This is a genomic window from Paraburkholderia phytofirmans (genome assembly GCF_046028095.1).
GTDB classification, from domain to species: domain Bacteria; phylum Pseudomonadota; class Gammaproteobacteria; order Burkholderiales; family Burkholderiaceae; genus Paraburkholderia; species Paraburkholderia phytofirmans_A.
In genome coordinates this window covers 55,324-82,118 of the sequence record NZ_JAQQDJ010000011.1, presented here as the reverse complement: position 1 = coordinate 82,118, position 26,795 = coordinate 55,324, and the positions used below count along the sequence as shown (strand labels likewise).

Annotated in this window: 26 protein-coding genes; 13 read left to right on the top strand and 13 right to left on the bottom strand. The window is 62.5% G+C overall.

The features are described 5' to 3' along the window. Nucleotides 1–19 precede the first annotated feature (19 nt). From PQR54_RS27425 to PQR54_RS27415, 3 genes are all read left to right on the top strand, one after another. Complete coding sequence (locus PQR54_RS27425) at nucleotides 20–967, top strand: LysR family transcriptional regulator (protein WP_408251194.1); 948 nt, start codon at nucleotides 20–22, stop codon at nucleotides 965–967. Nucleotides 968–1,364: 397 nt separating this feature from the next. Further along, on the top strand, nucleotides 1,365–2,561 hold the full coding sequence (locus PQR54_RS27420; RefSeq protein ID WP_408251192.1) for an MFS transporter: 1,197 nt from the start codon (nucleotides 1,365–1,367) through the stop codon (nucleotides 2,559–2,561). Nucleotides 2,562–2,650: 89 nt separating this feature from the next. Then, entirely contained in the window at nucleotides 2,651–3,667 is a 1,017-nt protein-coding gene (locus PQR54_RS27415) for an MBL fold metallo-hydrolase (RefSeq protein WP_408251190.1), read from the top strand. Between the two features lie 155 nt (nucleotides 3,668–3,822). On the opposite strand, the gene PQR54_RS27410 is transcribed toward PQR54_RS27415, so the two are convergent. From PQR54_RS27410 to PQR54_RS27400, 3 genes are all read right to left on the bottom strand, one after another. Then, on the bottom strand, nucleotides 3,823–4,743 hold the full coding sequence (locus tag PQR54_RS27410) for an AEC family transporter (RefSeq protein ID WP_408251188.1): 921 nt from the start codon (nucleotides 4,741–4,743) through the stop codon (nucleotides 3,823–3,825). Between the two features lie 143 nt (nucleotides 4,744–4,886). Further along, nucleotides 4,887–5,786: a hypothetical protein gene (locus PQR54_RS27405; RefSeq protein ID WP_408251187.1), complete on the bottom strand. Its 900-nt coding sequence runs from the start codon at nucleotides 5,784–5,786 to the stop codon at nucleotides 4,887–4,889. 184 nt (nucleotides 5,787–5,970) lie between these two features. Beyond that, nucleotides 5,971–6,915 (bottom strand): LysR family transcriptional regulator, encoded by a 945-nt coding sequence (locus tag PQR54_RS27400; RefSeq protein WP_408251185.1) that lies wholly within the window; start codon nucleotides 6,913–6,915, stop codon nucleotides 5,971–5,973. A 173-nt stretch (nucleotides 6,916–7,088) separates the two neighbouring features. Here PQR54_RS27400 and PQR54_RS27395 point away from each other — a divergent pair, with 173 nt between their 5' ends. After that, a complete protein-coding gene (locus PQR54_RS27395; RefSeq protein WP_408251182.1) occupies nucleotides 7,089–8,306 on the top strand; it encodes an FAD-dependent monooxygenase in 1,218 nt (405 codons plus the stop codon). A 119-nt stretch (nucleotides 8,307–8,425) separates the two neighbouring features. On the opposite strand, the gene PQR54_RS27390 is transcribed toward PQR54_RS27395, so the two are convergent. After that, entirely contained in the window at nucleotides 8,426–9,046 is a 621-nt protein-coding gene (locus PQR54_RS27390; protein ID WP_408251637.1) for a hypothetical protein, read from the bottom strand. 415 nt (nucleotides 9,047–9,461) lie between these two features. Between PQR54_RS27390 and PQR54_RS27385 the strand changes: the two genes are divergently transcribed. After that, nucleotides 9,462–10,445, top strand: coding sequence for a hypothetical protein (locus PQR54_RS27385; protein WP_408251179.1), 984 nt, complete (start codon nucleotides 9,462–9,464; stop codon nucleotides 10,443–10,445). 115 nt (nucleotides 10,446–10,560) lie between these two features. Here the strand turns inward: PQR54_RS27385 and PQR54_RS27380 are convergent, their stop codons facing one another. From PQR54_RS27380 to PQR54_RS27370, 3 genes are all read right to left on the bottom strand, one after another. Continuing rightward, nucleotides 10,561–11,139: a YceI family protein gene (locus PQR54_RS27380; protein ID WP_408251176.1), complete on the bottom strand. Its 579-nt coding sequence runs from the start codon at nucleotides 11,137–11,139 to the stop codon at nucleotides 10,561–10,563. Nucleotides 11,140–11,184: 45 nt separating this feature from the next. Further along, nucleotides 11,185–11,760 (bottom strand): YceI family protein, encoded by a 576-nt coding sequence (locus PQR54_RS27375; RefSeq protein ID WP_408251173.1) that lies wholly within the window; start codon nucleotides 11,758–11,760, stop codon nucleotides 11,185–11,187. Nucleotides 11,761–11,848: 88 nt separating this feature from the next. After that, nucleotides 11,849–12,403 carry a cytochrome b gene (locus PQR54_RS27370; RefSeq protein WP_408251170.1) on the bottom strand — a complete coding sequence of 185 codons (555 nt, stop codon included), beginning with the start codon at nucleotides 12,401–12,403 and terminating at the stop codon, nucleotides 11,849–11,851. 216 nt (nucleotides 12,404–12,619) lie between these two features. On the opposite strand from PQR54_RS27370, the gene PQR54_RS27365 reads away from it, so the two are divergent. Together PQR54_RS27365 and PQR54_RS27360 are read left to right on the top strand one after the other, a co-directional pair. Continuing rightward, nucleotides 12,620–13,645, top strand: a complete 1,026-nt coding sequence (locus PQR54_RS27365; RefSeq protein ID WP_408251168.1) for a GGDEF domain-containing protein — start codon at nucleotides 12,620–12,622, stop codon at nucleotides 13,643–13,645. A 134-nt stretch (nucleotides 13,646–13,779) separates the two neighbouring features. Then, nucleotides 13,780–15,030 (top strand): arsenic transporter, encoded by a 1,251-nt coding sequence (locus PQR54_RS27360; RefSeq protein ID WP_408251165.1) that lies wholly within the window; start codon nucleotides 13,780–13,782, stop codon nucleotides 15,028–15,030. Between the two features lie 47 nt (nucleotides 15,031–15,077). On the opposite strand, the gene PQR54_RS27355 is transcribed toward PQR54_RS27360, so the two are convergent. Both PQR54_RS27355 and PQR54_RS27350 read right to left on the bottom strand, forming a co-directional pair. After that, nucleotides 15,078–15,323, bottom strand: a complete 246-nt coding sequence (locus PQR54_RS27355) for a hypothetical protein (RefSeq protein WP_408251162.1) — start codon at nucleotides 15,321–15,323, stop codon at nucleotides 15,078–15,080. A gap of 387 nt (nucleotides 15,324–15,710) precedes the next feature. After that, nucleotides 15,711–16,046 (bottom strand): hypothetical protein, encoded by a 336-nt coding sequence (locus PQR54_RS27350; RefSeq protein ID WP_408251160.1) that lies wholly within the window; start codon nucleotides 16,044–16,046, stop codon nucleotides 15,711–15,713. A 411-nt stretch (nucleotides 16,047–16,457) separates the two neighbouring features. Here PQR54_RS27350 and PQR54_RS27345 point away from each other — a divergent pair, with 411 nt between their 5' ends. The 6 genes from PQR54_RS27345 (at nucleotide 16,458) to PQR54_RS27320 (ending at nucleotide 24,753) form a co-directional block, all read left to right on the top strand. Beyond that, nucleotides 16,458–16,748 carry an EF-hand domain-containing protein gene (locus tag PQR54_RS27345; RefSeq protein ID WP_408251157.1) on the top strand — a complete coding sequence of 97 codons (291 nt, stop codon included), beginning with the start codon at nucleotides 16,458–16,460 and terminating at the stop codon, nucleotides 16,746–16,748. A gap of 113 nt (nucleotides 16,749–16,861) precedes the next feature. Beyond that, the gene (locus PQR54_RS27340) at nucleotides 16,862–18,436 is read left to right on the top strand and encodes an efflux transporter outer membrane subunit (RefSeq protein ID WP_408251154.1); all 1,575 of its coding nucleotides are present in this window, start codon (nucleotides 16,862–16,864) and stop codon (nucleotides 18,434–18,436) included. 4 nt (nucleotides 18,437–18,440) lie between these two features. Then, on the top strand, nucleotides 18,441–19,535 hold the full coding sequence (locus PQR54_RS27335; RefSeq protein ID WP_408251151.1) for an efflux RND transporter periplasmic adaptor subunit: 1,095 nt from the start codon (nucleotides 18,441–18,443) through the stop codon (nucleotides 19,533–19,535). After that, nucleotides 19,532–22,666: an efflux RND transporter permease subunit gene (locus tag PQR54_RS27330; protein ID WP_408251148.1), complete on the top strand. Its 3,135-nt coding sequence runs from the start codon at nucleotides 19,532–19,534 to the stop codon at nucleotides 22,664–22,666. The genes PQR54_RS27335 and PQR54_RS27330 overlap by 4 nt, the downstream gene beginning before the upstream one ends. 21 nt (nucleotides 22,667–22,687) lie before the next feature. Next, entirely contained in the window at nucleotides 22,688–23,401 is a 714-nt protein-coding gene (locus PQR54_RS27325) for a response regulator (protein WP_408251147.1), read from the top strand. After that, nucleotides 23,398–24,753: an ATP-binding protein gene (locus tag PQR54_RS27320; RefSeq protein ID WP_408251145.1), complete on the top strand. Its 1,356-nt coding sequence runs from the start codon at nucleotides 23,398–23,400 to the stop codon at nucleotides 24,751–24,753. Before PQR54_RS27325 ends, PQR54_RS27320 begins: the two co-directional genes overlap by 4 nt. A 44-nt stretch (nucleotides 24,754–24,797) precedes the next feature. Here the strand turns inward: PQR54_RS27320 and PQR54_RS27315 are convergent, their stop codons facing one another. From PQR54_RS27315 to PQR54_RS27300, 4 genes are read right to left on the bottom strand one after another with little or no spacing between them, the layout of a single operon-like run. Next, nucleotides 24,798–25,064 (bottom strand): hypothetical protein, encoded by a 267-nt coding sequence (locus PQR54_RS27315; protein WP_408251143.1) that lies wholly within the window; start codon nucleotides 25,062–25,064, stop codon nucleotides 24,798–24,800. After that, nucleotides 25,015–25,371 carry a DUF1634 domain-containing protein gene (locus tag PQR54_RS27310; protein WP_408251141.1) on the bottom strand — a complete coding sequence of 119 codons (357 nt, stop codon included), beginning with the start codon at nucleotides 25,369–25,371 and terminating at the stop codon, nucleotides 25,015–25,017. The genes PQR54_RS27315 and PQR54_RS27310 overlap by 50 nt, the downstream gene beginning before the upstream one ends. Further along, the gene (locus PQR54_RS27305) at nucleotides 25,340–26,080 is read right to left on the bottom strand and encodes a hypothetical protein (RefSeq protein WP_408251140.1); all 741 of its coding nucleotides are present in this window, start codon (nucleotides 26,078–26,080) and stop codon (nucleotides 25,340–25,342) included. Before PQR54_RS27305 ends, PQR54_RS27310 begins: the two co-directional genes overlap by 32 nt. 27 nt (nucleotides 26,081–26,107) lie before the next feature. Continuing rightward, nucleotides 26,108–26,635, bottom strand: a complete 528-nt coding sequence (locus PQR54_RS27300; protein WP_408251138.1) for a DUF8737 domain-containing protein — start codon at nucleotides 26,633–26,635, stop codon at nucleotides 26,108–26,110. Nucleotides 26,636–26,795: the final 160 nt, after the last annotated feature.

Below are 26,795 nucleotides of genomic sequence, written 5' to 3'. Positions count from 1 at the left end.
ATCTACTTTTTAGATACGTATGCTCGATAACGTCACCATCAATCAGCTTCGGGCCTTCGTTGCCGTGTGTGACCACGGAAGCTTTTCCGCGGCTGCGCGGGAGCTAAGGCGTGCACAGTCGGCGATCAGTCACGCGATCAACGCGCTCGAGAGTGCCTTCGATGTGTTGCTGTTCGAACGCAACGCCCGCAAAGCCACGCTTACGCCAGCGGGCCGCAGCCTCCTGCCTGATGCTCGTGCGGTGATCTCACGCACCGAAGAAATGAAAATGCGTGCGGTTGCGATCGCTGAAGCCGGTGTGCCACAGGTCTCGATCGCCGTGGATACTTATTTTCCGCGCGCGCACCTGATTGAATGCCTGCGCAAGCTGCAGTCGGACTTTCCGACCATCGCAATCGATCTGCGCATGACGACCATGCAGGGGGGCGAGCGCCTGGTTCTCGAAGGAGCGTGCGCATTGGCGGTGACGATCACCGACGTGCCGCAACTGAGCCTGGATACCATAGAAAGGCAGCTTTTATGTGAAGCGCAAATGGTGACCGTCTGTGCGCCATCGCATCCGCTGGCCGCAATCGCGGGGCCGATTCCGCGGGAGGAATTTGGCCGGCACATCCAGCTCGTCGTAACCGACAATCAGCCTGATGCGGAAAAGACCCAACAGGGGGTCGCCGGTGAACGCCAGTGGCTGGTGAATGACCTCGGCGCGAAGCACGACTTGCTCAGGGGCAGCTTATGCTGGGGGCACATGCCGCATCATATGGTTGCAGAAGACATCGCGAACGGAACACTTGTCGAACTCCAACGACGCGCATGGCACATGCGCGCCCTCACGTTCATGATCTCGCAGCGGCGCGGGTACTCGTTGTCCGAATGCGAGGCGCGGCTGGTTGCGCTCCTTGGCAATCGTCAACGCTTTTCAAAGGGTGCCGGCAAGCGCTCCGTCTCACGCACAGGCAAAAAAGCGTGAAGGGCGGCTACGCGTGCGTTTTGACCGCTGCCGTCGACGCGTGCAACTGCAGCAGCGTTTATCGTCCAATGCAAGCCGCCTGCCAACCGAAATCTTCAGTATGGCTGACGGTATCGTAGCTACATAGCTGAGCGCAAGCACCGTCCGGGCCGCAGTAGCATGACGCCTCAACTATAGGCGATGCTTATCATCCGAATAGTAAACCGGTCTTGGACGTTATATCCAAATCACACCATGATCTCCTCAGCCCCCGGCTTGAGGAGATGACGATGCAAGAGCGAAACGACGGTTTTCCTGAATACCAAAAGGATGGCTTCCCGAAGCACATCCAGGCCGTTCCAAAGCGTAACAATCGTCGCCACGCCTGACGCGGGCCTCACCCGTGACAAGGACATTCATGTCTGCCCGAACTCCTAACCTGACGAGACCGCTGACGTTACTGTTTGCGCTCGCCTCAGGCGTCATTATCGCGAACATCTATTATTCACAGCCGCTCCTGGCAGCTATTGCGGGTACCTTCGGCTATAGTCCGGCCCGGCTTGGCTTCCTGGTGACGCTCACCCAGCTCGGCTACGCATGCGGTTTGCTATTGATCGTGCCACTCGGTGACGTGTTGAACCGGCGCACACTCATCGTATCCTTGCTTCTGCTGACGGTGGTCGCGTTACTCGCGGTAGCCGTGAGCCCAGACTTCAAGCTGTTCGCTGCGGCAAGCATGCTACTCGGTATAACCTCGTGCGCCGCACAACTGCAAGTCCCGTTCGCCGCTTCGCTCGCCTCCGACCACGAGCGTGGGCGCGTAGTCGGCACCGTGATGAGCGGATTGCTTCTCGGCATTCTGCTGGCGCGGACAGTCTCCGGAACCATCGCGCAATTGGCGGGCTGGCGCATCGTGTATGGAGTCGCTGCGTTTTTGATCCTGCTTCTGACCTTGTGCCTCGTTCGAGCGTTGCCGCAAGACCGAAGAAGTGATCGACCCTGGCGCTATCGTCAACTGTTGCGGTCTCTGCTGACACTGCTGGACCAACACCCAGCGATCGGCCTGCGCTCGCTCTACGGCGCTCTGGGTTATGCCTGCTTCAGCGTCTTCTGGACCGCGCTGACGTTCCTTCTCAATGCCGCTCCCTACCACTACTCCGAGGCCAGGATCGGCGCCTTTGGCCTGGCCGGCGCCGCCGGTGCGCTTGCGGCCGGCTCGGCGGGGCGTTTGGCAGATCGCGGGCATGGGCATCGAGCGACAGGACTTTTTAGCAGCGCGATTCTGGCGTCGTTCGTGTTCATCTATCTTGGCGCGCACTCGCTGACGTTATTGATAGTCGGCGTTGTGCTTCTGGACGTGGGCGTCCAGGGCTTACACATCTCCAACCAGGGCGTGATCTATGCACTCGCACCAGACGCGCGGAGCCGCATCACGACGATTTATCTGACCTGCTATTTCATTGGCGGTGCAATCGGTTCAAGCACGGCTAGCGTGGCCTATTACAAGGCGGGCTGGGCGGGAGTTTGCGTTGCCGGCGCCTTATTTTCGACGCTGTTGATCTTCAGCTGGCTGGCAGCGCATCGGCAGCAACGCCGCAGGCTCTGCCTTCAATGAGCTTGGGCCGATATCGAAGCGCATCGTCTATTCCCATACTCGACACACACATGCAGACGATCCGGTCTGCTCGACAGAGGTAAAGAACCATGAATGCATTTGTCAAACTAGCGAAAAGGTCTGGCGTACTCTCCAGAGTGTTATCTGTATCGATTGTCATTGCTGCCGGCACACCGCTGGCCGCTACGTCAACCTTCGCCGAAACCGGTAGTCAGTCTTCGCCCAGTAAGGACGCCACGCCGGACGACTATTTTCATACTGGCGCGGGTGCCCGATATCTACGCCGTGCCGATCGGGAAATCGTCGTGCAACCCCTGCGCGGAAATATCACCGTGCTAATGGGTTCCGGCGGCAACATTACCGTCCTGTCGGGCAAGGAAGGCAAGTTTCTGGTTGATGCTGGCATCAGCAAATCGCAGAAAAAGCTGCAAGCCGCGCTCGACGAGATCAGCCCCGCGCCGCTGAAATACGTAGTGAACACGCATTGGCATTGGGATCATACGGATGGCAATGCATGGATGCATGCAGCTGGCGCCACCATCGTCGCACACGGGAACACCTTGAAGCATCTGACCGAGACTACGCATGTCAATGCGTGGAATTGGACCTTCGATCCGGTGCCGGCAGGCGCGCGCCCGACCTTGATTGTGAATGACGAAAAGACCTTCACTTTCGCAGGAACGAAAATCGAAGTGGAGAACTTCGGTCATGGCCACACCGACGGTGACTTATGGGTCTTCTTCAAAAAAGCAGATGTGCTAGCGCTGGGAGACACCTTCTGGAACGGGAATTATCCGTATATCGACAATGAAGATGGCGGCAACATCGACGGCGCGATCCAGTGGGCCGACAAGGCTGTGGCATTCACGACAGACCACACCATTGTCATTCCCGGCCACGGCGCAGTGGGCACGCGCGCCCAACTGATCGAATTCCGCGACATGCTGGTCACCGTGCGCAACAACGTCGCAAGCTTGAAATCGCAAGGCAAGTCACTGGACGAAATCATCGCGGCCAAGCCGACGGCGGCCTTCGACGCCAAATGGGGAAAGTTTGTTTTCAACGGCAGTCAGTTTACGAAGATGGTTTACGACGGCCTGCAATAAAAACTTCGGGGATGGCAGTCGCGCTTTCTGCCGAAAAACGTTGACGCAGATTCTTCTCGATCGATTTGGCCGGATCGGGACTAAGGCCAGGCTGCGAAGTGGGGTAGTGGTTATCACGCTCCAAAAAATGTTCCGGCGAAGTTAGCGAGTCCCCGCTACAAAACGTAAAGCCAGGCGAGCAATGTGAAGACTGAAAAGAGCGTCGTCATCGAAATCACTGCACCGACTACGTTCTTTTCGACGTCGTATTCGACCGCCAGCACATAAGCACTCTTGGCCGTGGGCACGGCGGCACACACGACGGCGGCAACGGTCGCAGTCCGGTCGAGGCCTACCGCAAGGCAAAGCCCATAGACCACGAGCGGCATGATGGCCAGCTTGAGTGCCGTGAGCAACGCATAGAGACTGAGCCGCTCGCGCAGTTCGGCGATTGTCAGATCGAGTCCAATCGCAAATAGCGCGCATGGCGTCAACGCTTCGCCGAGAATGGTGAGAAACGACACGACCGGTCCGTACAGCTTCAAACCGAGGATCGACCAAAGCAGTCCGAAAATCGTCGCAAGGATGACGGGGTTGGTGGCGATCTGCCGCAACAGCGCAGCCGTCCGTATGTTGCGCGATGTATCGTATCGCCCGATCTCGAGCAGCAGAACCAGTATCGGAAACATGACGGCGCCGACGAATACGGTTGCAATCGCCGCCGCGAGCACGCCCGGTTGGCCAAAAAGCGTCTTTAATATAGGGAGCGCGACGAATCCGGTGTTCGTCATCGACACGGCGGCAGCCAGTATTCCGCTCTTCGCGACACCTGCACCCCACGCCATTCGCGCGAACATCATGACCGCCACGAAGCAGATCATGGAGCCGCCGCCGAACGCGGCAAGAAAGCGCCAGTCAAGGAGCGAGTGAAGCGACTCATCGGCGATCGTCAGGAAGACCAGGGAAGGCATCGCCACGTAGTAGGCAAAGCGCATCAGCGGTGCGGCCAGCGCGCGCGGCATGTAGCCGGAGGCGCCGGCAACCCACCCCGTCAGAATGATGGCGAAAATTGGAAGTATGGTGCCGGCGAGATGCATCGTGACCTCCCGTAGCGATGGGACCTGGGCGCATCGACGCTTATCCCTGACTGGACGTCATTATCGGAGAAAACGTGGCGCAACGCGCGCATCGATCGACAGATTTCAGCGAGGCACAGGCGCGGTCCCCGTCCGCGGTTCTTCTATTGCGCCGTTTGCTGGCGCTGGTATTCGTTCTTTTTCATCTGCAGATACTCTTGCCGGCTCACCTCATGCAATTGGCGCGGGTACTGCTCTGTCGCATCGAACCATGTCGCAAAGCGTTGATCGACGCGTTTGTCGGCAGGTAGGGAAAGCGAACCCAGGTACGCGTCGATGGCGAGGTAATAACGCATCGTATTGCGCTCGACGAGGCCGCGCACACCGCCCACGTAATCGCCGTTCGACGCCTGTGTAAAGCCCACTTTTGCGCTGCCGATGGTCGCGAGATAGGTCTTCATTGCGATGCGTCCCGCCATGCCGAATCCGTACGAGTACGTGAGATGCAGGAACGTGCGCCCTTTGCCGATATCGACGGCTTCCAGCACGATGCGGTAGTCCTTCGTGCTGAGCGGTCCTTCCGCAGCGCTTAGATCGACCTGGAAATAGTCGGGGCTCGTCGCAACTGAGCGGTAGTTGAGCTGCACCCGCGACGTGTCACTGAGTTCCTGTTCCGTCTTCTTGCCGACGTTCATGCTGATGGTCGCGCCATTGCTGCCTGAAGCGGCATGACAGTACTTCGTGTTCAGATGCAGGATCAGCACGTCGCACCAGGTCGCGGGGCCTCGCTGCGGGTCGTTGAATGCGCTGTTGACGGTCGCGAACGGATAATCGACAACGGCGTAGATATCGCCCTTCAACGCGTTCTGTGTTTCCTGCGAGTCAAGATGGATCGGGCGATGAAACACATTCGACTTCAGTTGCGGCGCGAGCGTGTCGTACTCGCCTTTGAGCGCGGTGGCATTGTCGTCGGCCCATGTGAGCCCGCCGGGCCAGAGACCCGACAGCGTGAGCGCAACGAGTGCGAGCCGTTTGATGATTCGCATGATCCGTTGGGTGTTCATAAAAACACGCTCCTGCTGGTTGGATAAAATTCGCGCTCTGTGCAGCGCAGCCGCTCGTTGCCGCCATGCGACCCGCCGTATGAATGTTACAGCCGAAGCGGAATCAACAGTCGCTCCGGCCCATGATCTGCGGCTGAGCAGAAGCGATGGGTTGCACTGCATGCCTGAGAGCAGTCGGCAAGTCTCATTTCTTTCTCGCTGATCTTGTTTTGCGCACGTGCGTTGTCGTATCCGCGAACAGATCGATCACCACCCCGCGCAGCCAGCGATTCCCTTCGTCCTGCTGGACCCGTGCGTGCCAAAGCAGATGAATCGGTGCGGTGGGCAGCGCCACGGGCAACGGTCGCAGGCTAAGCGAAAACGGCTCGGCCAGTTGCAGCGCGAGTCGCTCCGGCACCGTGGCGATCAGATCCGTGCGTTGCAGGATATAGCCCACGCTCATGAAATGCGGCACCGTCAGTCGAACCTGGCGCCGCACACCGCGCCGTTTCAGCCAATCGTCTACCTGCCCATGCCCCGTGCCTGCTGACACGACGACGAGATGTTCAGCCTCGCGCCAGGTAGTGAGTGTCAGCGGCGCGTCCTCAAGCGGGTGGCCTCGCCGGAATACGCAAACATAGGGTTGATCGAACAGGCGGCGCTGATAAAAACCGCCCTGGAGTTGCGGCAGCAAGCCTATCGCGAGATCGACCCGGCCGTCCGCCATCTCGTCGCGCAGATTGACGCTCGCGTTGCGGACCGTGTTAAGCGCGATGCCCGGTGCCGCGTGCGAAAGGCGTTCGACCAGCGCGGGCAGGAATACGACCTCGCCGATATCTGTCATTCCGATCGTCATGGTGCGCGTGGCAACTAGCGGATCGAAACCACTTTCCGGGTTGAGCGCAGCGTGAAGCGTCGCGAGTGCCTGCGAAACGGGTTCAGCCAGACGCAGCGCGAACGGCGTAGGTATGACACCGCCTGGCCCGCGCACGAACAACGGATCGCCAAGCCGGCGCCGCAGCTTCGCGAGTGCATTGCTGACGCCGGGCTGGCTCATGTTCATCTGCTCGGCGACGCTCGACACGCGCCGCTCCTGCATCAGCCGCTGAAAAAGCAGCAGCAGGTTGAGGTCGACATCGCTCAGTTCCATAGCTTTGACATGACAGACTCTCATTCCGTTGAGTGATGAAGCAGATTCCGGCCATTTTATTGCAGGATGAACGCCCTGTACTGAGAATACCTACACGGCGCACACATTTGATGCGACCTCGGCGCGCACCACGCCACCTCAGAGCGGTTGATCGGGATATGGGAGACACTTTCATGAAACAGATGGATCTGAAGATTGCCATCGTCGGCGCGGGCATCGGCGGCCTCACGCTTGCGCTCGCGCTGCGCGAACATGGAATCGATGTGCAGCTTTACGAGCAGACCGACGAACTGCGCGAGGTAGGAGCGGCCGTCGCACTATCGGCCAACGCCACGCGCTTCTACGAACGCATGGGCCTGCGCACGGCCTTCGACGCCGTATGCGCCGAGATACCGGGCCTGATCTATCGCGATGGACGCAGTGGGGACGTCATCGGGCATCACCGCGGCGCACCCAGCTATCGTGAGCAATTCGGCGGCTCGTACTGGGGTGTTCATCGTGCGGATCTTCAGGCCGTGCTGTCGAAAGCGGTCGGCCGCGAGCGCATCAACTTGAGCCATCGGCTCGTCGATCTTGCCCAGCAGCCGGATCGCGTCAGCCTCACGTTCGACAACGGTCGGCGCATCGAAGCGGATCTGGTGATCGGCGCCGACGGAGCGCGCTCGATCACGCGGCGCTGGATGCTCGGCTACGACGACGTTTTGTATTCGGGCTGCTCAGGCTTTCGCGGCGTGGTGCCGGCCGGGCGCATGGATCTGCTGCCGGATCCCGAGACCATCCAGTTCTGGATCGGACCACAGGGCCATCTTCTGCATTATCCGATCGGCGACCAGGGCGATCAGAACTTCCTGCTGGTCGAGCGTCATCCGTCGCCGTGGCCGTCGCGTGACTGGGTCATGTCAGCTAGCGAAGGCGAGCAACTGCGCCTGTTCAGGGACTGGCATCCGGCGGTGACGCAGATGATCACCGCGGTGCCGATCAGCCAGCGCTGGGGGCTTTTCCATCGTCCCCCGCTCGGCCGATGGAGCAAGGGCCGCGTGACCCTGATCGGCGACGCCGCGCATGCGCTCGTGCCACACCACGGTCAAGGCGCCAACCAGTCGATCGAGGACGCCGTCGTGCTGGCCGAACAACTCGCCAAGGCCGGCCCAGGCAATTGGCGGGAGGCGCAGGAAGCCTACGAGCGTTTGCGCCGGGGCCGCACGCGCAAGGTGCAGTACGCGTCGATTTCCACTGCGGACGTGCTGCATCTGCCCGACGGGCCGGCCGCGCAGGCGCGCAACGCGCGCCTTGGCGCACGCGAGAGCGTGCTAAATCATCTGGACTGGATTCACGGGTTCGACGCCCTCACGGAAGAGCCGAACGAACGTCAGGGTGGTACCTGGCTTTAAAGCCAAAGCGCTTGCCGGCGGCGGCACGGAAACTTTCTGCGCAGCGCAAAAATGTGAACGCAGAAAAGCCCGCAACCGTGAGGGTTGCGGGCTAACTAATTGCAATTTCCAAAAGCTCCTCAGAACCGGTAACTCACCCCGATCTGCAGCACCGGATAGAGCTTGTAGCGCTCCACATCGTTGGTGATCTTGCGCTCCTGTTCGTCGATGTTCGACTGTGGCGTAAACATCGAATAGATCGCCGGTACGTTGTAGGAAACGCGCGGCCGGCCGTACGCCACGCCGAGATCGAACGTCATGCCAAACCCCTTCGAAACCGGCTTATGCCCGTAACCGATGCCGAGGTAAGGCATCACGCGCGGCAACGTGACCGTCGCCGAGGGCGCGGCACCCACGGCGGGCACGAAGTCGTCGCCGATCTTATAGTTGCCTTGCGCGTTCGGCACGGCATGCGCGCTCAGTTCGTCGTCGTTGATGAGCGCGCCGGCCGTCACGCGAAAGCCGCTGGAGCTGAACGGGAACAGATCGAGATACAGGCCGCCTTGCAGGAGTTTCAGATGGCCGTCGTACTCGTTGTCGTTGGCGTGGACCGAACGCGACAGGCCGAAACCCTCGATTTCCGCATGCACGCCCGCCCATGAATTGAGCGGCAGCGCCGCGCCGACACCGGCGCCGAGCGTACCGCCATGCACATACACCTCCTGCGCCTGTGCTGCTCCCATCATCATCGTCGCTGCCATCGCGACCACAGCCGCATTTTTTACCCGTTTCACCGCACCGTCTCCCGACAAGGATTATTTCCGTGCGGCGACTGTACGGTTTAACCATGCGGTTCAAATGAACGAATAGTGGGCAGTTATGGCGGTTCCTCGCGCTCAAGTTTTATGGTTCACAGAAAACGGAATTTATGACCTGTAAATCCTGCCGAACGGGCGATTTAATCTAAAGTGATGCGCAGAATAGCCGTTTTTTAAAGGGCTATTCGGTGAATCGAACAGAATGCCGCGCTTCGATAATGACTCTCGCAGAAGACCCGTTTGCCACGCACACGGCACTCGAGAAATGGGTCATTCATCTGATAAAAGGAGCGCGCTGCGCTTCATATTGCGTGTGTCGTGATGTGTGCGCGACCGGCTTTCTGGATCTGGAGCAGTTATGGTTTTGTCTCAAGCGTCGCGATCGTTCGGCATCGCGGTCGTTGCAGCTGCAACGGTTTTGTTGAGCGCGTGCGGTGGTTCGGGCGGCGGTAGCGCCAGCACCGGCAGCAACGTGCTGAAGTTGTCGTCGGCGGTGCAAAGCGAGCACGTCGCGCGCTATGCCGGTGCGTTCGGCATGTTGTCGGGGCCGGGCGTCGCGGTGATCTATACCTCGGTGGTGCAGTCTCTGGTGACGGGTGTCACGGCCGGTACGCCCAATAGCACGACCGCTTGCCCGATTGGCGGATCGATTAGCGTGGCGACACAGAGTGCGGGCGCGAGCGGCCTGCAAAGCGGCGAAACCGCGGCCGTCAGCTTCAATCAGTGCGTCGGACAGGTGAAGGCGCCCGGCGTATCTGACAGCGCCTCGATCACCGGCACGGTGAGCGTGCAGATTCAGAACTCGCAGGGCGTGGTCGGCAAGGCGTCGAACGATTGGTCGTACACGGCCGTTGAAACGGCCAACGCGTTGACGCTGGTTTCCGCAAACAGCACGACCGTGGTGAACGGCACGGTCAGCTTCACCATGAGCTACGACGCGAAGACGGGCGTCACCACCACCACCGCGAGCGCGCCGACGGTGACGCTCAGCCGTTCGCAGCCGGCGGGTTCGGGCAACATCAGCGGCGCCATCACGATTACGTCGCTGAATTACTCGCGCGTGCACGGCACGGATCCGGTCACGGACACGCTCACCACCAGCGGCAGCATCAGCGTGAACGTGGCCGACGCGGTGATCGCTTTCAACGTCGCGACGCCGGCACCGGTCACGATCAGCGGCGGCAACGTGCAAGCCGGCGTGATCCAGCTGTCGACGAGCGATACCGTCGAGACCGTCACGCCGAAAGACGCGTCGACGGTCGGCATCACGGTGACATCGAATGGGCAGACGGGGACTTACACGGAGAGCGTGGACATGTTCCGCTCGCTGGTGAGCGGCTGAGCGAAGAAGCGGACTGACGTGGAGAGCAGGGGCGGGTTGCGGCAACGTGACGATCGAAGGGACCGGTTGCCGCAACCGCGAGACGCATGCGCGAAAGGCATGCGCGAAAAGGCGCTTACTGCTTGATGCCTTCGGCCTGAATGTGCAGCGTGGTCTGCATCTTGAAGCCGTACGTCTTGCCGAAGTCGACGCCGAAGTCGTCGCGATTGAACGTCGCGGTCGATTCCGTGCCGCACACTTCACGCTTGAGCATCGGGTTCACGAAGCACTTGAACGATTCGATCTTCAGATTGACCGGCTTGGTGATGCCGTGCATGGTCAGCGTGCCGATCACTTCCACCGGCTTGTCGCCGTCGAAGCGGATCTGCGTGCCCTTGTAAGTTGCGGTCGGGTACTTCGCGGCATCGAAGAACTTGTCCGTGACCAGTTCCGCGTCGAGTTTGTCGTTGCCGATATCCACCGAGCTCATGTCGATCGTCACGTCGACCGTGCCGGTCTTCGCCGCGCGATCCAGCACCACGGTGCCGCTGCTCTTCTTGAACTTGCCGCGCCAGATCGACAGGCCGCCGAAGTGGTCGGTTTCAAAGCTCGGATAGGTGTGCGTCGGGTCGAGCTGATAGGTATCGGCTGCCATGGCGTTGAACGACAATGCGGCGGCCAGCGCGCCTGCGGCGAGCAAAAGGTGTTTCTTCAAGGTGTTCTCCAGGTTTCAGATAGTGCTGCGACGCTTCGTGTCGAGTTATTTCTTCGAAGCGACGATGTGAAATTTGATGACGACTTCGTCGGCGACCACCGACGTGTCTTTCCATTCGCCGGTGCCGACGTCGAATTGCGAGCGCTTGATCGGCAACGCGCCGTCGAAGGTCTGCGTGGCGCCCTGGCTCGCAATGGTGACGGGCACCACGACGGTTTGCGACTTGCCCTTGATGGTGAGCTTGCCGGTGATCTTGTACTGGTTGCCGCCCGCCGGCGCGATCGCGCTGGAGACGAAGGTCGCGGCGGGGAAGGAGGCGCTGTCGAACCACTCCTTGCCTTGAGCCTGCTTGTTGTAGTCGTCGGCGCCGAGGTCGTAGCTGCCGGTGTCGATCGACACATTGGCGCTGCCAGCGGTCGGCTTGGCCGGATCGAAATTCAGTTGCGCCGAGAACTTCCTGAACTTGCCGTCGACGGGCACGTTCATCTGTTTCGTGGTGGCGATCACGCTGCTCTTGCTCGTGTCGACATCGGCATGCGCGAGGCTTGCGCCGAACAGCGAGAAGGCCGCGATGCCGGCGAGCGTCACGCGTTGAATGGAGTGGTAAAGGTTTGTTTTCATGGTGGTACGCATCCTATCGAACCCGCGTGCGTTGATTGCACACCGCTGGGAATTAGATTGCCAACAAGCCGTAGCCAATCGCCGGCTGTCACTTGAGGAATGGAATCATCCGGGTCAGCAATCCGTCGCGGTCGACGAATTGATGCTTGAGCGCCGCCGCCACATGCATTGCCACCAGCGCAAGCAACGTGTAATTGAGCAGGATGTGGACGGTGCGCAGGCTCGCCTTGAGCGCCTGATCCGGGCCGATGATGGTCGGCAGCGGCACGACGCCGAGATACACGACCTGAATGCCGGCGGCGGAACTATAGAAGTAGCCGGACAGCGGAATCGCCAGCATCAGCACGTACAACACGCCGTGCACAAGATGGGCGGCGGCCTTCTGCCATGCGGGTGTGGTGCCGTCGAGCGCCGGCGCGCGGTGAGTGGCGCGCCACAGCACGCGGGCCACGGCGAGCACGAACACGGTCACGCCGATCCACTTGTGCCAGGAGAAATACTTCAGCTTGGTGGGCGTGAAGCCGGGAATATCGGTCATGATCCAGCCGATATAAAAGCCGCAGATGATCAACGCCGCGATCAGCCAATGCAACGCAATGGCGGCGCCGTGGTAGCGATCTGAACGGACAGGGCTGGAGTTCATACTTTGACGTTCCAGGGTTGACGGGTATCGGGGTATTGCAGGTGAGTGCGAATGGTAGGGATGCCAATGAAAACTGAATAGCCGGGGAGAAGGGAACAGATTGTTGTAGCCGTGACGCTAATGTCGCTGGAATAAAACGGTGCGGCGGCTGTAATGGGCCGGCAGGTCGTCCGCTGTGTTAATTTGCCGGCTGAACCGCGAGGAGAGTTGAGACCGATGAACAGGCTTGAGAACAACAACATCGCGCTGGGCGCGGATTTTCTGCGGCACGAGATTACACCCGCGGCACCTGCCGCGGCCGGGGTGGAAGGTTACATGGAGCACGACGCGGCTGTCTATCGCACGTTGCTCGAATCGACCAAAGCGATTCCGTGGAAGATCGATTGGGCGACCATGGAGTTCGCCTATATCGGCCCGCAGATCGAAGCCCTGCTGGGCTGGGCGCCGTCGAGCTGGAAAACCGTGCAGGACTGGGCCGCGCGCATGCATCCCGAGGACCGCGAGAAGGTGGTCGAATTCTGTGTCGCGCAATCGCAGGCGGGCACCGATCACGAAGCGGACTACCGCGCGTTGACGAGCCGGGGCGAATACGTGTGGCTGCGCGACGTGGTGCATGTGGTGCGCGACGCGCGCGGCAACGTGGAGTCGCTGGTCGGTTTCATGTTCGATATCAGCGAGCGCAAGAAGACCGAGGAGAAACTGGCCGCGTTGCAACGGGAACTCGAGGCGCTGTCGTTCAAGGACAGCCTGACGGGCGTCGGCAATCGCCGCGCGTTCGACGCCAGCCTGGAGTGCGAATGGAGCGCGGCTTTGCGTCATGCGGCGCCGCTCTCGCTGGTCATGGTGGATATCGACTTCTTCAAGTCGTACAACGACTACTACGGCCACGTGCAGGGCGACGAATGCCTGAGGCGGGTGGCGTGCGTGCTGAGCAGTGCGGTGCGGCCGGGCGACTTTGTCGGCCGCTTCGGTGGGGAAGAGTTCGTGCTGATCCTGCCGAATACCGGCGCCGACGCCGCTCGCCAGGTGGCCGAGCGTTGCCGCGAGCGCATTGCGACCGAGGAGATCGCGCATGAGCGCTCGCCGTTCCGGCAGACGGTGACCGCCAGCTTCGGCGTCGGCACCACGATTCCGGCCGCGGCGGCCGATCCGGTGGCCTTCGTCAATCTGGTGGATACGCAGCTGTACCACGCGAAGGACAACGGCCGCGATTGCATTGCGGCGGTGAACCGCGTGGGATAAAGCGCGCGTAACGGCACGGCCATGGGCGCGCAACTTGCTATATCAGCGCCTGCGTCCGCACCATCATCGGGGGCGCCCGTCCGGTCCCGCTGGACATCGCGCTCGCGCGTCATCAACCATTCAGAGCTCGCCAAGTGAATTCCGTTTTCCTCTCCTGGGGTATCGCCGCCGCCGCCACGGCCGGCGTCATCACCCGGCCGTTCAAATGGCCCGAAGCCGTGTGGGCCGTGGCCGGCGCGCTGCTGCTGGTCTCGCTCGGACTATTGCCGGTCCATCTGGCGCTCGAGGCGATCGGCAAGGGCACCGACGTCTATCTGTTCCTCTTCGGCATGATGCTGCTGTCGGAAGTGGGGCGCCGTGAAGGTCTGTTCGACTGGGTTGCCGTGCTCGCGGTCAACCATGCGCAGGGTTCGCCGCGCAAACTTTTCCTGCTGGTCTACCTGGTCGGCGTGGTGATCACCGCGTTTCTTTCTAACGACGCCACCGCCGTCGTCCTCACGCCGGCCGTGTTCGCCGCCGCCAGGAAGGCGAAGACGCATCCGCTGCCCTTGCTGTTCGTCTGCGCGTTCATCGCCAATGCGGCGAGCTTCGTGCTGCCGATCTCGAATCCGGCAAACATCGTGCTGTACGGCAATCACACGCCCGCGCTCGGCGCCTGGCTGATGCGCTTCACGCTGCCCTCGCTGCTGTCGATCGTCGCGACCTACGTGATGCTGCGCTGGACCCAGCGCGACGCGCTCGCCGGCACGTGCGAGGCGAATCTCGAGCCGGTCGAACTGTCGGCGAGCGGCCGCGTGGCGCTCGCGGGCATCGCGGTGACGGCCGCCGTGCTGCTGACGGTCTCCGCGTTCGATGTTCCGCTCGGCATGCCGACCGCGATACTCGGCGCGCTGACGGCACTGATCGTGCTGATTCTGGAGCGCAAATCGCCGCTGCCGATGATCCGCGAAATTTCGTGGAGCGTGCTGCCGCTGGTCGCCGCGCTGTTCGTGCTCGTCGAAATGCTCGATCACACCGGTGTGATCACGGCGGCGGCGCAACTCACGCAGCGCGCCGCGCAGCAGCACGAACTGGCCACGGCGGGTTGGGCGGGCGCTGTCATCGCGATCGGCAGCAACCTGATGAACAACTTGCCGGCGGGTCTGATCGCCAGTTCGACCGTGATGCAGGCGCACAGTCCGGAGCGTGTGATCGACGCGCTGCTGATCGGCGTCGACCTCGGGCCGAACCTGTCCATCACCGGTTCGCTGGCGACAATCCTCTGGCTCAACGCGATTCGCCGCGAAGGCGAAGACGTGAGTTTCATGAAGTTTCTGAAGGTGGGCGCGCTGGTGATGCTGCCGGCGCTCGTGCTGGCGCTCGGCGCGCGGATTCTGACGGGTTGAGGAAGCGAATCCCGCTGCGAGGGCGGCGGCGGGTCCGGGCCGCCGCGTTACCACCGCGTGCCGGTGGGACGCAACGGCGGCTCGGCTAACGACGCTTCGCCCGCTTCTGTCAGCGAGCGCAGCGTCGCCTCCAGCCGCGCGATGCGCGCGCGCTGTATCGGCATCAATGTCGGTCTGGGCAAATTTCGCAGACGACTGTGCCAGTAGGACAGCGGAATGCGATCGTTGGTGGAGATCATCCCGAACACACGTTCGAGGTGAGCGATCTCCTTGTCGAGTTCCTGGTAGTTCATCTGATGTTTCCACAAAGGGTGGTGGCCTGCCCGAAATCCGCGCGGCAGGCCGCTCGCGAGTCCTACGGTTGGACGAACATGTCCAACGAACGGACATGCGCCGAGTCATCAACAGCATTCAGCATGCGATGTTCCACATTCGCTGGAACGGAATCGCGCTGGGTTTGGCCTCTGCGTTCGGCCTTCCTCTATAACCGCTATATCCACCGCTTTATTCCAGGGGCGCAACCAGAGTTTTACGGCATGGATTCGCGCCCCACATCGCGCCGCCGGATCGTGCCCAGGACAACGGGAATCCACCAGGCATTGCCGGCGGCCGCATGTCCTATGCTGATTCCACAGCCTGAGCCGTAACCGGCACGTTCGCTGGCGAAACGCCGGGCGCGCCTAACGCGGCATCATCATGACGGGCTGCGCGTAGGTCACCGCGGGGGCGGGTACGACCGCGTAGTTGGTCGGCGCGGGGACGACGACGGTGGTGTACAGGGGAGCTGGCTTCGGCGCCGTCACGGTGGCCGCGACCGGCACCGCCACGGGCAGCGGCACTGGCGGGGGCGCCACCACGTACACGGGATTGACCGGCACGGAGTAGTAGACCGGGCGCGGCGGCGGGGCGTAGACCACGGCGGCGGGCAGATAGACGACCACGCGGGCGGACGCCGTCGACGAACAGGCGAGGCCGATGGCGGTGACAGTTGAGGCGCAGACGAGACGGATGGTCAATTGGTACTCCTGATGCGTTGAGCAGTGCGAGGCGTCTTCAGGTGAAGAAGCGGGTCGGCTGATCCGGGTGACGTGAGAACTCAGCCGTTGCGGCGAGGCGCTGATGGCGCCGGCAGACGAAAGATACGCAAAGCGCCGCCAAAACGGCATCGCAAACTCATTTCATTCCATGTCACGCGGCGGCGGGGCTTTGGCGTGACTGCGGGGGTAGGGAGTGCATGCTGCATTGCGGCGTGGCGCTCGTGGCGGCGCTCGTGGTGGCTCACGGCGACGCCTTACAAGCCATGACATAAATCGACATGATTCTGAAGTTGCCTTGCGACGGCGCTTCCCCAAGAATTCGGCCTGTCATCGAAACGGATCGCGGCAAACAGCAGGCGACGCTCGGTGGCTCAATCGAAGGAGTCAGTCATGAAGAAGTTGATCGCTATCGTGTTGCTGTGCTGCGCATCCACCGTCACGTTTGCGCAGGCCGCGCCGCAAGGCGGCAACCCGCAGCGCATGGAGCGCATGGTGCAGCAACTGCAATCGCGCTTTGCGAATGCCAATACCACGCACGACGGCAAGCTCACCAAAGACCAGGCCGCCGCCGGCATGCCGATGGTCGCCAAGCATTTCGACGAGATCGATACGCAGAAGGCGGGCTATATCACCTTGGCGCAGATCGAGGCATTCATGCAGGAACGCGGGGCAGCGCACTGAGCCGCGCGGGCATCGGCGGGACCATGGGGCCGTGGCGCGGCGCGGTGTGCCGCCTGCGCGCGAGCCGTCCTGCCGAACCGTCAGCCGTCCTCCGAAACCAATAAAAACGCGCGATGAAACCTGCCACGTCCCGCCATCTGCGTATCGCCGGCGCGTCGATCGTCGTATCGATCAGCGCGGCGCTCAGCGGTTGCGCGAGCGTCGGCCCGGATTTCAAACAGCCCGAAGCGACGCTGGAAAACCAGTGGCTCGAAAGTCTGCCCGGCGCGGCGCAGGCGACGCCTGCCGCGCAAGCCGCCTGGTGGACCGCGTTCAACGATCCCGTGCTCACCGCGCTGGAGCAGCGCGCGTATGAGCGCAACCTGTCGCTGCAAGTGGCCGGCCTGCATATCTTCAAGGCGCGCGCGCAACTCGCGACCAGTGCGGAGAATCTGCTGCCGCAGTCGGGCAGCGTGTCGGTGGGCGCCGACCATATCAACACGAGCGGCGTCGGCCCGATTCCGCCGGCCCATCTGTGGGCCGAGCATTTGCGCGTGAATGTGGGCTGGGAGATCGACTTCTGGGGCAAATACCGCCGGCAGATCGAATCGGACCGCGCGCAATTGCGCGTGTCGGAAGCCGCGTATGACAACGCACTGGTGTCGCTGTTCGGCGACGTCGCCAATGCCTACATCGATCTGCGTGCGCTCGAACAACGCATCGTCGTCGCGCAGCAGAATCTGAAGTCGGTCCAGCAGAGCCTCACGCTGACTCAGTCGCGCTACAAACACGGTGCGTCGAGCCAGCTCGATGTCGAACAGGCCGCCACGCTGGTGGCGGAAACCGAGGCGCAGATTCCGCCGCTCATCAAGGCGCGCGCGCAGGATCGCGACACGCTCGCCGTGCTGCTCGCCGATCCGCCCGACGCCGTCGACGCGCAACTCAAAGGCAGCGGCGCGATCCCCGTGCCGCCCACGCAGATCGATGTCGGCATTCCCGCCGATCTGCTGCGGCGCCGGCCCGACGTGCGGCAGGCCGCGCTCAACGCGGCGGCGCAATCGGCGCTGGTCGGCGCGGCCAAGGCGAAGCTGTATCCGTCCTTGTCGTTGACGGGCCTCTTCGGGCTGTCGTCGGGCGAACAGCACGGCATTGGCTTGACGCAATGGGGCAGCAAGACCATCGGCCTGTTTTCCGCGGGCATTACTTTGCCGATCCTCGATCGCGGTCAATTGAAAAACGCCGTGCGGATTCAGGACGCGACCTTTCAGGAGGCCGTGCTCGACTATCAGAACACGGTGCTGCAAGCGCAGAAAGAAGTGGAAGACGCGATTGCCGGGTTGCGCACCTCGCTCGACGCGCTGGCCGCGTCGGCGCGCGCGTCGGATGCGTCGCAGCGCGCGCTGCGGCTCGCCAATGCGCAGTATCGCTCGGGCTCGGTCACTTACGACACCGTGCTCGACGCCTCGCGATCCGTGTTGCGCGACGGCGATTCGCTCGCGCAGAACCAGGGGCTTGCGGCGCTCGCCGCGGTGGCTTTGTATCGCGCGCTCGGCGGAGGCTGGGAAGTGGCGCAAGGTCAGCAGGTCGTGAGCGAACAGATTGCCGAACAGATGGCGCGGCGCACGGATTGGGGACGCTTGTTGAACCCGCCCGCGAATTCCGCGTTGGCGCGCGCGAGCGGAGGAAGCGAGCCGGAGAATGGGAAATAAGAACATGGCAGAAAAGAGTCTGATAACCAGACGTGTCGCGGCGGGGATGTGCATCGTGCTCGGCATGGCGCTGGCCGCTTGCCACGACGGCAACGCGCCTGCCGCCCAGAATGCGCCCTTGCCGCAAGTGAGCGTGACGCGCCCGCAGCCGCGCGAGGTGCGCGAGCAGCTCGACCTGAGCGGCACGGTCGCGCCTTCGGCCACCGTCACGCTGGTGGCGCGCGTGCAGGGCGTGCTGAAGGAAATCGGTTTCAGCGACGGCGCCAACGTTAAGCAAGGCCAGTTGCTGTTCCGTATCGAGCCGGACACGTACCGCGCGCAGCTCACCTACGACCAGGCCGAGCTCGTCAACGCCGAACAGGAATTGACACGCCAGAAGCAGCTCACGGCCGATAACGCGACCTCGGAATCGTCGTTGCAGAAAGCGCAGACCACGCGCGATCAGGCGCTCGCCAAGCGCGACATGTCGCGCATCAATCTGGCCTATACGGAGATACGCGCGCCGTTCGCCGGACGCATCGGCGCGCGTTCGTTCGACGTCGGCAATCTGGTGGGCGCGTCCGATTCCACCAAGCTCGCCACGCTGGATCGTATCCAGCCGGTGTACGTGAATTTCACGCTGAACGAACGCGACGCGAACCGTATCGGTCTGTTCACGAAACCGCCGCGTACGGTGCGCGTAAATGTGCTCGGCGCGCCGGCTGGCCAGGGCGAGGACGCCGCGCTGGAATTCGTCGATACGCGGGTCGACTCCAATAGTGGCGCGCTCAGACTGCGCGCCGACATCGCCAACAAGGACGCGCATCTGATTCCGGGTATGTCGGTCGAGGTGCATATTCCCGCCGGCGCGCCGCAAAACGTCTTGCTGGTGCCCGACACCGCATTGCTGCGCGAGCAGGCCGGCGCTTTCGTGCTGGTCGTGAATAGCGCGAGTGTGATCGAGAAACGCGCGGTGGTGACAGGCGGACTGTTCGGCTCGCTGCGCGCGATCACGTCAGGCCTGAACGCCGACGATCAGGTCGTGACGGGCGGCGCGCTGGCGGTGGCGCCGGGCACCAAGGTGCAAGTGGCGGCCGCCGAAACGCAGGGCCAGTCATGATCCGCTTCTTCGTCGAGCGGCCGGTCCTCGCCAATGTGATCGCGCTGATCGTAATGCTGCTCGGCGCCGTCGCGCTAATCAATCTGCCGATCGCGCAATATCCGCCCATTACGCCGCCCACCGTGCAAGTGGTGGCGCGCTTTCCCGGCGCCAGCGCCGCGACGCTGATCAACCGCGTGGCGCTGCCGATCGAAACCCAGGTCAACGGCGTGGAGAACGCGCTGTACATGCAGTCGACCAGCACCAACGACGGCTCCTATACGCTCACGATTACGTTCGCCGTCGGCACGGATGTCGACAAAGCCCAGGTGCTGGTGCAGAACCGCGTCTCGGCGGCGACCGCGCAATTGCCGCAGGCGGTGCAGCAGCAGGGCGTGACCGTGCGCAAGCGTTCGACCGCGATTCTGCAGCTCTACACGCTGCAATCGCCGGATCCGAAATACGATTCGCTGTTTCTGAGCAACTACGCGGTGATCTATCTGCGCGATACGCTCGCGCGTTTACCGGGCGTGGGCGACGTGACCGTGTTCGGCACCGGGCAATACAGCATGCGCGTATGGCTCGATCCGCAGAAGCTGAGCGAGCGCAATCTGACCGCTGCCGACGTGATGAACGCGATCCAGAGCCAGAGCAAGGACGTAAGTGCGGGCCAGCTCGGTTCCGAGCCGAACTCGGGCGGCCAGGCTTTTCAGCTCACGGTGACGATGCGTGGCGCGCTTTCCGACCCGCACGAATTCGACGACATCATCGTGAAGGCGGATCCGGACAACGGCGGCCAGTTCGTGCGGATTCGCGATGTGGGGCGTACCGAACTCGGCTCGTCGAGTTACGGGCAGTTCTTCAATCTCGACGGCAAGCCGGCGGCGGGCATCGCCATTTATCAGTTACCCGAAGCGAATGCGCTGGAAGTCGGCAATGCGGTGAAGGCGACCATGGCGCGTCTTGCGAAAGACATGCCGAAGGGCGTCAGCTACCAGTTGCCGTTCGACACGACCACCTTCGTGCGGCAATCGGTGATCGACGTGTACAAGACGCTGTTCGAAGCGGCCTTGCTCGTGCTCGCGGTGATCCTGCTGTTTTTGCAGAACTGGCGCGCGATGCTGGTGCCGGCCACGACGATTCCGGTGACCATCATCGGCACGTTCGGCGCGATCTACATGCTCGGCTTCTCGATCAACCTGCTGACCTTGTTCGCGATCGTGCTGGCTATCGGCATCGTGGTGGACGACGCGATCGTGGTGGTCGAAGGCATCACCCAGCATATCGAGCAGGGCAAGACGCCGAAGCAGGCCGCCATCGACGCGATGCATGAACTGCTCGGGCCGATCATCGGTATTACGCTGGTGCTGATCTCGGTGTTTTTGCCGTCGGCGTTTCTCGGCGGCGTGACCGGGCAGATGTACCGTCAATTCGCGCTGGTGGTCGTGGCCACCACGGTGATCAGCGCGATCAACGCGGTCACGCTCAAGCCGGTGCAAAGCGTGCGCTGGCTGCGGCATGCGCGGCCCGGCAAGCCGAATATCGTGTATCGCGTGTTCGACAAGGGTTACGCCCGCGTCGAAAAGGGCTACGTGCGAGTGGTGTCGTGGTTCGTCGCGCGCTGCGGGCTTGCGCTGGTAATCGCGCTGGTGCTCGGCGCGGGTTCCGCTTTTCTGTTGACACGCATTCCCACCAGTTTCATTCCGCTCGAAGATCAGGGCTACGTGCTGATCGCCGCGCAACTCGCCGACGCCGCTTCGCTCGGACGCACGCGTGAGGCGAGCACGCAGATCGAGAAACGGATCGGCGCGATTCCGGGTGTGAGCCATGTGGTGTCGATCGGCGGCATCTCGCCTTTGGACAACAACGCGTCGCTGCCGAATTCCGCGCTGATCTACGTCACGCTCGACGACTGGAGCAAGCGCGGCAAAGGCGAAGACCTGCGCTCGCTATATTCGCGCATGAACAGCGAACTGGCGAAGCTGCCCGACATCCGCTCCGTGGTGATCGTGCCGCCGCCGATCCAGGGTCTCGGCAACAGCGGCGGCGTGCAGATGCAGGTCATGCTGACCGACGGCTCGCAAAACTATCAGCGCCTGCAAGACGCCACTGATGCTTTGATCGCCGGCGTATCGAAACGGCCCGAATTGCAGCGCGTGTTCAGCCCGTTCCGCGCGTCCGTGCCGACCGTTGAACTCACGCTCGATCGCGCCAAGGCGGAGTCGCTGCAAGTGCCCGTCGGCAATGTGTTCGATCTGCTGCAGGACTATGTCGGATCAAGCTACGTGAATCAGTTCACGACCTTCAACCATACGTTCCCGGTGTTCGTGCAGGCCGACGGCGCATTCCGCCGCGAAACGGACGACATTCGCCGCTTGCAGATCCGCAGCAATAGCGGCCACATGGTCGAGCTGGGCACCTTCATCGACGCGCATACGAGCGTCGGCCCGGCCGTGGCGACGCTGTACAACCTCGCGCCGGCCGCGGCCATCAACGGCAATCCGGCAGCGGGCTACAGCACGGGCGACGCGATCAAGGCGTTCGAGCAGGAAGCCGCGCACATTCTGCCGGCGGGCATCGGCTATGAATGGACCGCGATGTCGTATCAGGAGAAACTGGTCGGCAATTCGGCGTACTGGGTGTTCGCCGTGGGCGTATTGCTGGTGTTCTGCGTGCTGGCCGCGCAATACGAAAGCTGGCTGCTGCCGGTCGCCGTGGTACTGGCGGTGCCGCTCGCCTTGCTCGGCACGGCGGGCACGCTTGCCGCGCTCGGCGCCGCCAACAATCTGTACACGCAGATCGGTCTCGTGCTGCTGATCGCGCTGTCGGCGAAGAACGCGATTCTGATCGTCGAATTCGCGCGGCATCTGCGCGCGCAGGGCGTCGGCATAACCGAGGCGGCGATCGAAGCCGCGCGCCTGCGGTTCCGGCCGATCATGATGACCTCGTTCGCGTTTATTCTCGGCGTGGTGCCGCTCGTGATCGCCACCGGCGCGAGCGCCAGCGCGCGACGCTCGCTCGGGATTGCGGTATTTTCGGGGATGCTCGCTTCCACCTGCATTGCCGTCCTGTTCATTCCGTCGTTTTATGTGCTGTTGCAGCGCCTGGGCGAACGGCATGCGGCACGCAAAGATACGCCGCCCGACGCCTAGCCTGAATCGAGGAGCCTTCGCATGGATCGCCCCGCCAAAATCATCGTGCTCGACGACGAAGTCGAATTGCGCAACATGCTCCAGCGCTTTCTGCGCGGCCACGGCTTCGACGTGCGCGTCGCCGAGGACGGCAAGCGCCTCGGCCGCTATCTGGAGCGCGAGCCCTTCGATCTGCTGGTGCTCGATCTGATGATCGGCGAAGAGGACGGTCTCGCGATTTGCGCCCGCTTGCGCGAGCAGGGCCAGACCTTGCCGATCCTGATGCTGACCGCGAAGGGCGACCCGCTCGACAGAGTGGTCGGCCTCGAAACCGGCGCCGACGACTACCTCGCCAAACCGTTTCTGCCGCGTGAACTGGTGGCGCGCATCAACGCGCTGCTGCGGCGCCAGAAGATCGCCTCGGGCGAAGTCACCGTGACGTCGCAAAGCGTGAGCTTCGGCGATTTCTCGCTCGATATCGTCAAGCAGCAGCTATCGCGCGCGGGCGAGTTGCTGGAGATTCACTCCGCGCAGATGCTGCTGCTCGTCGCGCTGGCGTCGTCGCCGAACCGGCCGGTGAGCCGCGACAATCTGCTGGCGCGCGCGCGGGGCCGCGACCACGATGCGCTCGATCGCAGCATCGACGTGCAGGTGCTGCGGTTGCGGCAGATCGTCGAGGACGATCCGTCCAAGCCGCGCTTCATCAAGACCGTGTGGGGTGTCGGCTACATGCTGGTCGCGGACGTGGACTCATGAGACGCTCGCTGCTGCAAAGCTTGCTGCCGAGAACGCTGCTGGCGCGCAATATCGCGCTGCTGATCGCGCTCGTGATGTTGAGCCAGGTGTGCGCACTCGGCGTGTTGCTGCATTATGTGCAGCGGCCTCGGGTCGAACGCGCGGCCGCGGTGTTCGCCACCTATGTGACCACGCTCGACAATCTGCTCGCCGCCACACCGCCCAACGCGCGTCGGGAATTGACCGCGCGCCTCGACGCCCGCGCCCAGGCGCCGGACGAAGCCGCCGCCGAGCCGCCGCCGAATCTCATGCGCGCGTATCGCACCTATCAGCGCAACGTGTTCCTCGAGAGCTTGCGCGCGCATTTGCCCGCCGACATGCCGGCGCGCTGGCAAACGCTGGGCGGCCAACGCCTGTGGATCCGCATGCACGCGCCGGCCGACGCGCCGCAAACGCCGTACTGGATCGCGCTGCCGATTCCCGAAGACGCGCAGGGCAACGGACTCGACGCCGCCATCTTGCTGTCGCTCGGACTGGGCGCGCTGGCGGCGCTGACCGGCTACCTGATTCAGCGCCACCTCAACCGGCCGCTTCAGGAGTTGACGCGCGCGGCGCGCCGCGTGAGCGCCGGCGAAACGCCCGCGCCATTGCCGACCGACGGCCCCACGGAAATCGCCGCGGTGAGCGGCGCCTTCAATCAGATGACGCAGGCGTTGCAGCAAGCCGAGGCGACGCGCGCGCTGATGCTCGCGGGCATTTCGCACGACATCCGCACGCCGTTGACCAAGCTGCGTCTTTCGATGGCCATGGCGATGCCCAACGGCAGCGACAGCAGCTTCGTGGTCGCCGCCGAATCGTATCTGGACCAGATCGAAACGATCTTGCAGCAGTTCATGGATTACGCGGGCAGCGGTGAGCGCGAGCAGCCGGAGCCCGGCGATCTGAATGCATTGATCGAACGGCTGGCGGGGGATTTCGCGGGGCTGGGGCACGAGTTCGAGCTGTCGCTCGCGACGTTGCCCGCTGTGCCGTACCGGCCGATCAGCATGATGCGGCTGCTGATGAACCTGATGCAGAACGCGATTGTCTACGGCGGAAGCGGACTGGCAGTGCGAAGCTGGGCCACGCGCGAGACGGTGTACGTTGCAGTCGGCGATCGCGGCAAAGGTCTTTCAGCTCAGGAGTTGGAGCAACTGAAGGCGCCGTTCCAGCGCGGCCGCAATGCGCGTACGCACAGCGGCGGCACCGGGTTGGGACTGGCGATCGTCGAGCGGATCGCGCGTCTGCATGGCGGCAGTCTGGAGTTTCATGCGCGCGAAGGTGGCGGACTCGAGGTGTGGGTGGTGCTGCCGCCTGGCGCCTCGACACGCTAGACGTGGCAGCTTTTCAAGCGGCGTGCTGTCGAAGCGGCCGTCGTTCACTTCCGCTCGAACCACGCATCCAGCCCGACCCGGAACGCCACGCCCGCGATCACCGGCACGGTCAGCATGAGGATGATGCCGAAGTTCGGAATCTCGTCGCCGTACGTAATCGGACCGTAAAGCACCACGGTCGCCACGATCGCGAAGACCAGGACGCCGACGGCCACCATCAGAAGATTGCGCGCGGCAATCGGCATGACCTTGCGCGCGGCCTTATGCGGTGTGGTGCTGGCAGCGGGGACTTTGTCGGGTTGGACGGGCATGATGGTTCTCGTGACGAAAAGACAGGCTGCGTGAGGAGCAACGGCGAACCGGACTCCACGAAAGGCGTGCGAGGGGCATCATACCAGGGCGCGTGCGTGCCGCGCATTTCATGCCGCGCCGACCACCTACCACGGCCACGATTGTCAGCACGATGGTGGCGATCGCGCTGAACCGGTAATCCCGTTGATGCAGGAACACGCCAAACATCAATATAAGCTGCATTGCCGGCGGCCGGATAAAAAGCGCGATGCCGATGGTCACGATAGAGCGGGCGCTACCCGTGACGGCCACCAGCGGCCACCCCATAAAAGGTAAAGAAATCCGCGATAGGCGCTGTCACCGCGAGCGCCTGAAGTGGAAAGCAGCTCGCCAGATCGCCAACGTTCTTCACGTTCGACAACCGCCGGATGAAATCCTCAGCGGCGTCGATTCTGACTAGCCCGTTGCGATCCAGAAATTGCCCCCACAAAGGCATGTTGCGAAATCGCGTTTCAGCGACCATGGCGCTCGCAACGTAGGCTTGCGGAAAGCACCGTCGATAAGCGCGCAGGTTATAAAGCCATGAAGTTCCGGCGACGCGTGTTGCTTCTTGCTGGTGATGTGCTACGTGGTCGAAAAGCGCGCGGAGTTCGGTGAGTCGTTCGGGCAGACGGTCGATGCTCAAAGGAGAGATCGCGGCCGGTTCGATATCCCGGAAGTGAATGCGTACGCATTCTGGACCTTGCCGCGCATACGAGAAGCAACCAAACGTCTTCACTATCTGCGTCCGGGAAACTTCTGGTTTCTGCCCGAGGTAGAACCGATATGTCCAGTCGGATATGTCGGCCGTCTCGCTCAAGCCATCCGCGTAGCACCGCCACGTTGGATGTTCCCGATCAAAGGCCCGACCCAGTCCGAAGCGGACGTAGATATTCGTATAGTCGAGCAACGCCTGCTCGATCGGCCTATCGGTCAGAGCGGCAACGGCCCGCGCAAAGCGGATTTGCAGAGCAAAGAAATCCTTGCTGTATCGCATCCGGCATCCTTCATATACCAAAGACCGTCAACGCGAGGAGGCGGCATCACCGGCCAAAGCCCATGCTGCCTTCGTCCGTGACCGCATGAGCAGATAGAACGCGGCCACGTGCGTCAGCATCAGCAGTGGCACGTAGATGATCGGGATTGCGTAGGTGGCGCCGAACTGCCCAGCCATGGCGGGAAGGCCGAGGCGGGTCGCATGATAATAGTCGACGATGATGTCGGCCGCGCCCACGATATTGAAGGCGAACACAAAGAAATAGAAGAGCGGACGCATCCTGAAGGTGAGCAACGCCAGCATGGCCAGCACGCCGGTTGCGAAGTCGGCATAAGCGGCGAACTGGGAGAAGCCGGCCGGCAGATTGGGGCCGACGACGCCCGGAAGGATGAAGACAAGCCCGAAGAACCGGAAGCTGTGCAGCGTGGCAATGGCGCGCAGCGCGCCGGCACGGTCCATCGACCTGAGCCGGGGCAGGGCGTAGACGACGAGGCAGGGAAACCATGCGACATAGCCGAGAACGAGCTGAGTCTGGAAAAGGATTTCGGGTGACATTGCTGAGCTCCTGTCAGGTGTTGCTCGGCGCGATATCGAACACTGCGCTCAAGAGGCCGAGCCGGCCCTCCGGAAGACTTCGTCCCGGATGGGCCGGAAAGTTGCACGAAGTCGGGAGTCTTCGCCATGCCACGATTCGGCGTTTCGGCGCTCCTGATCC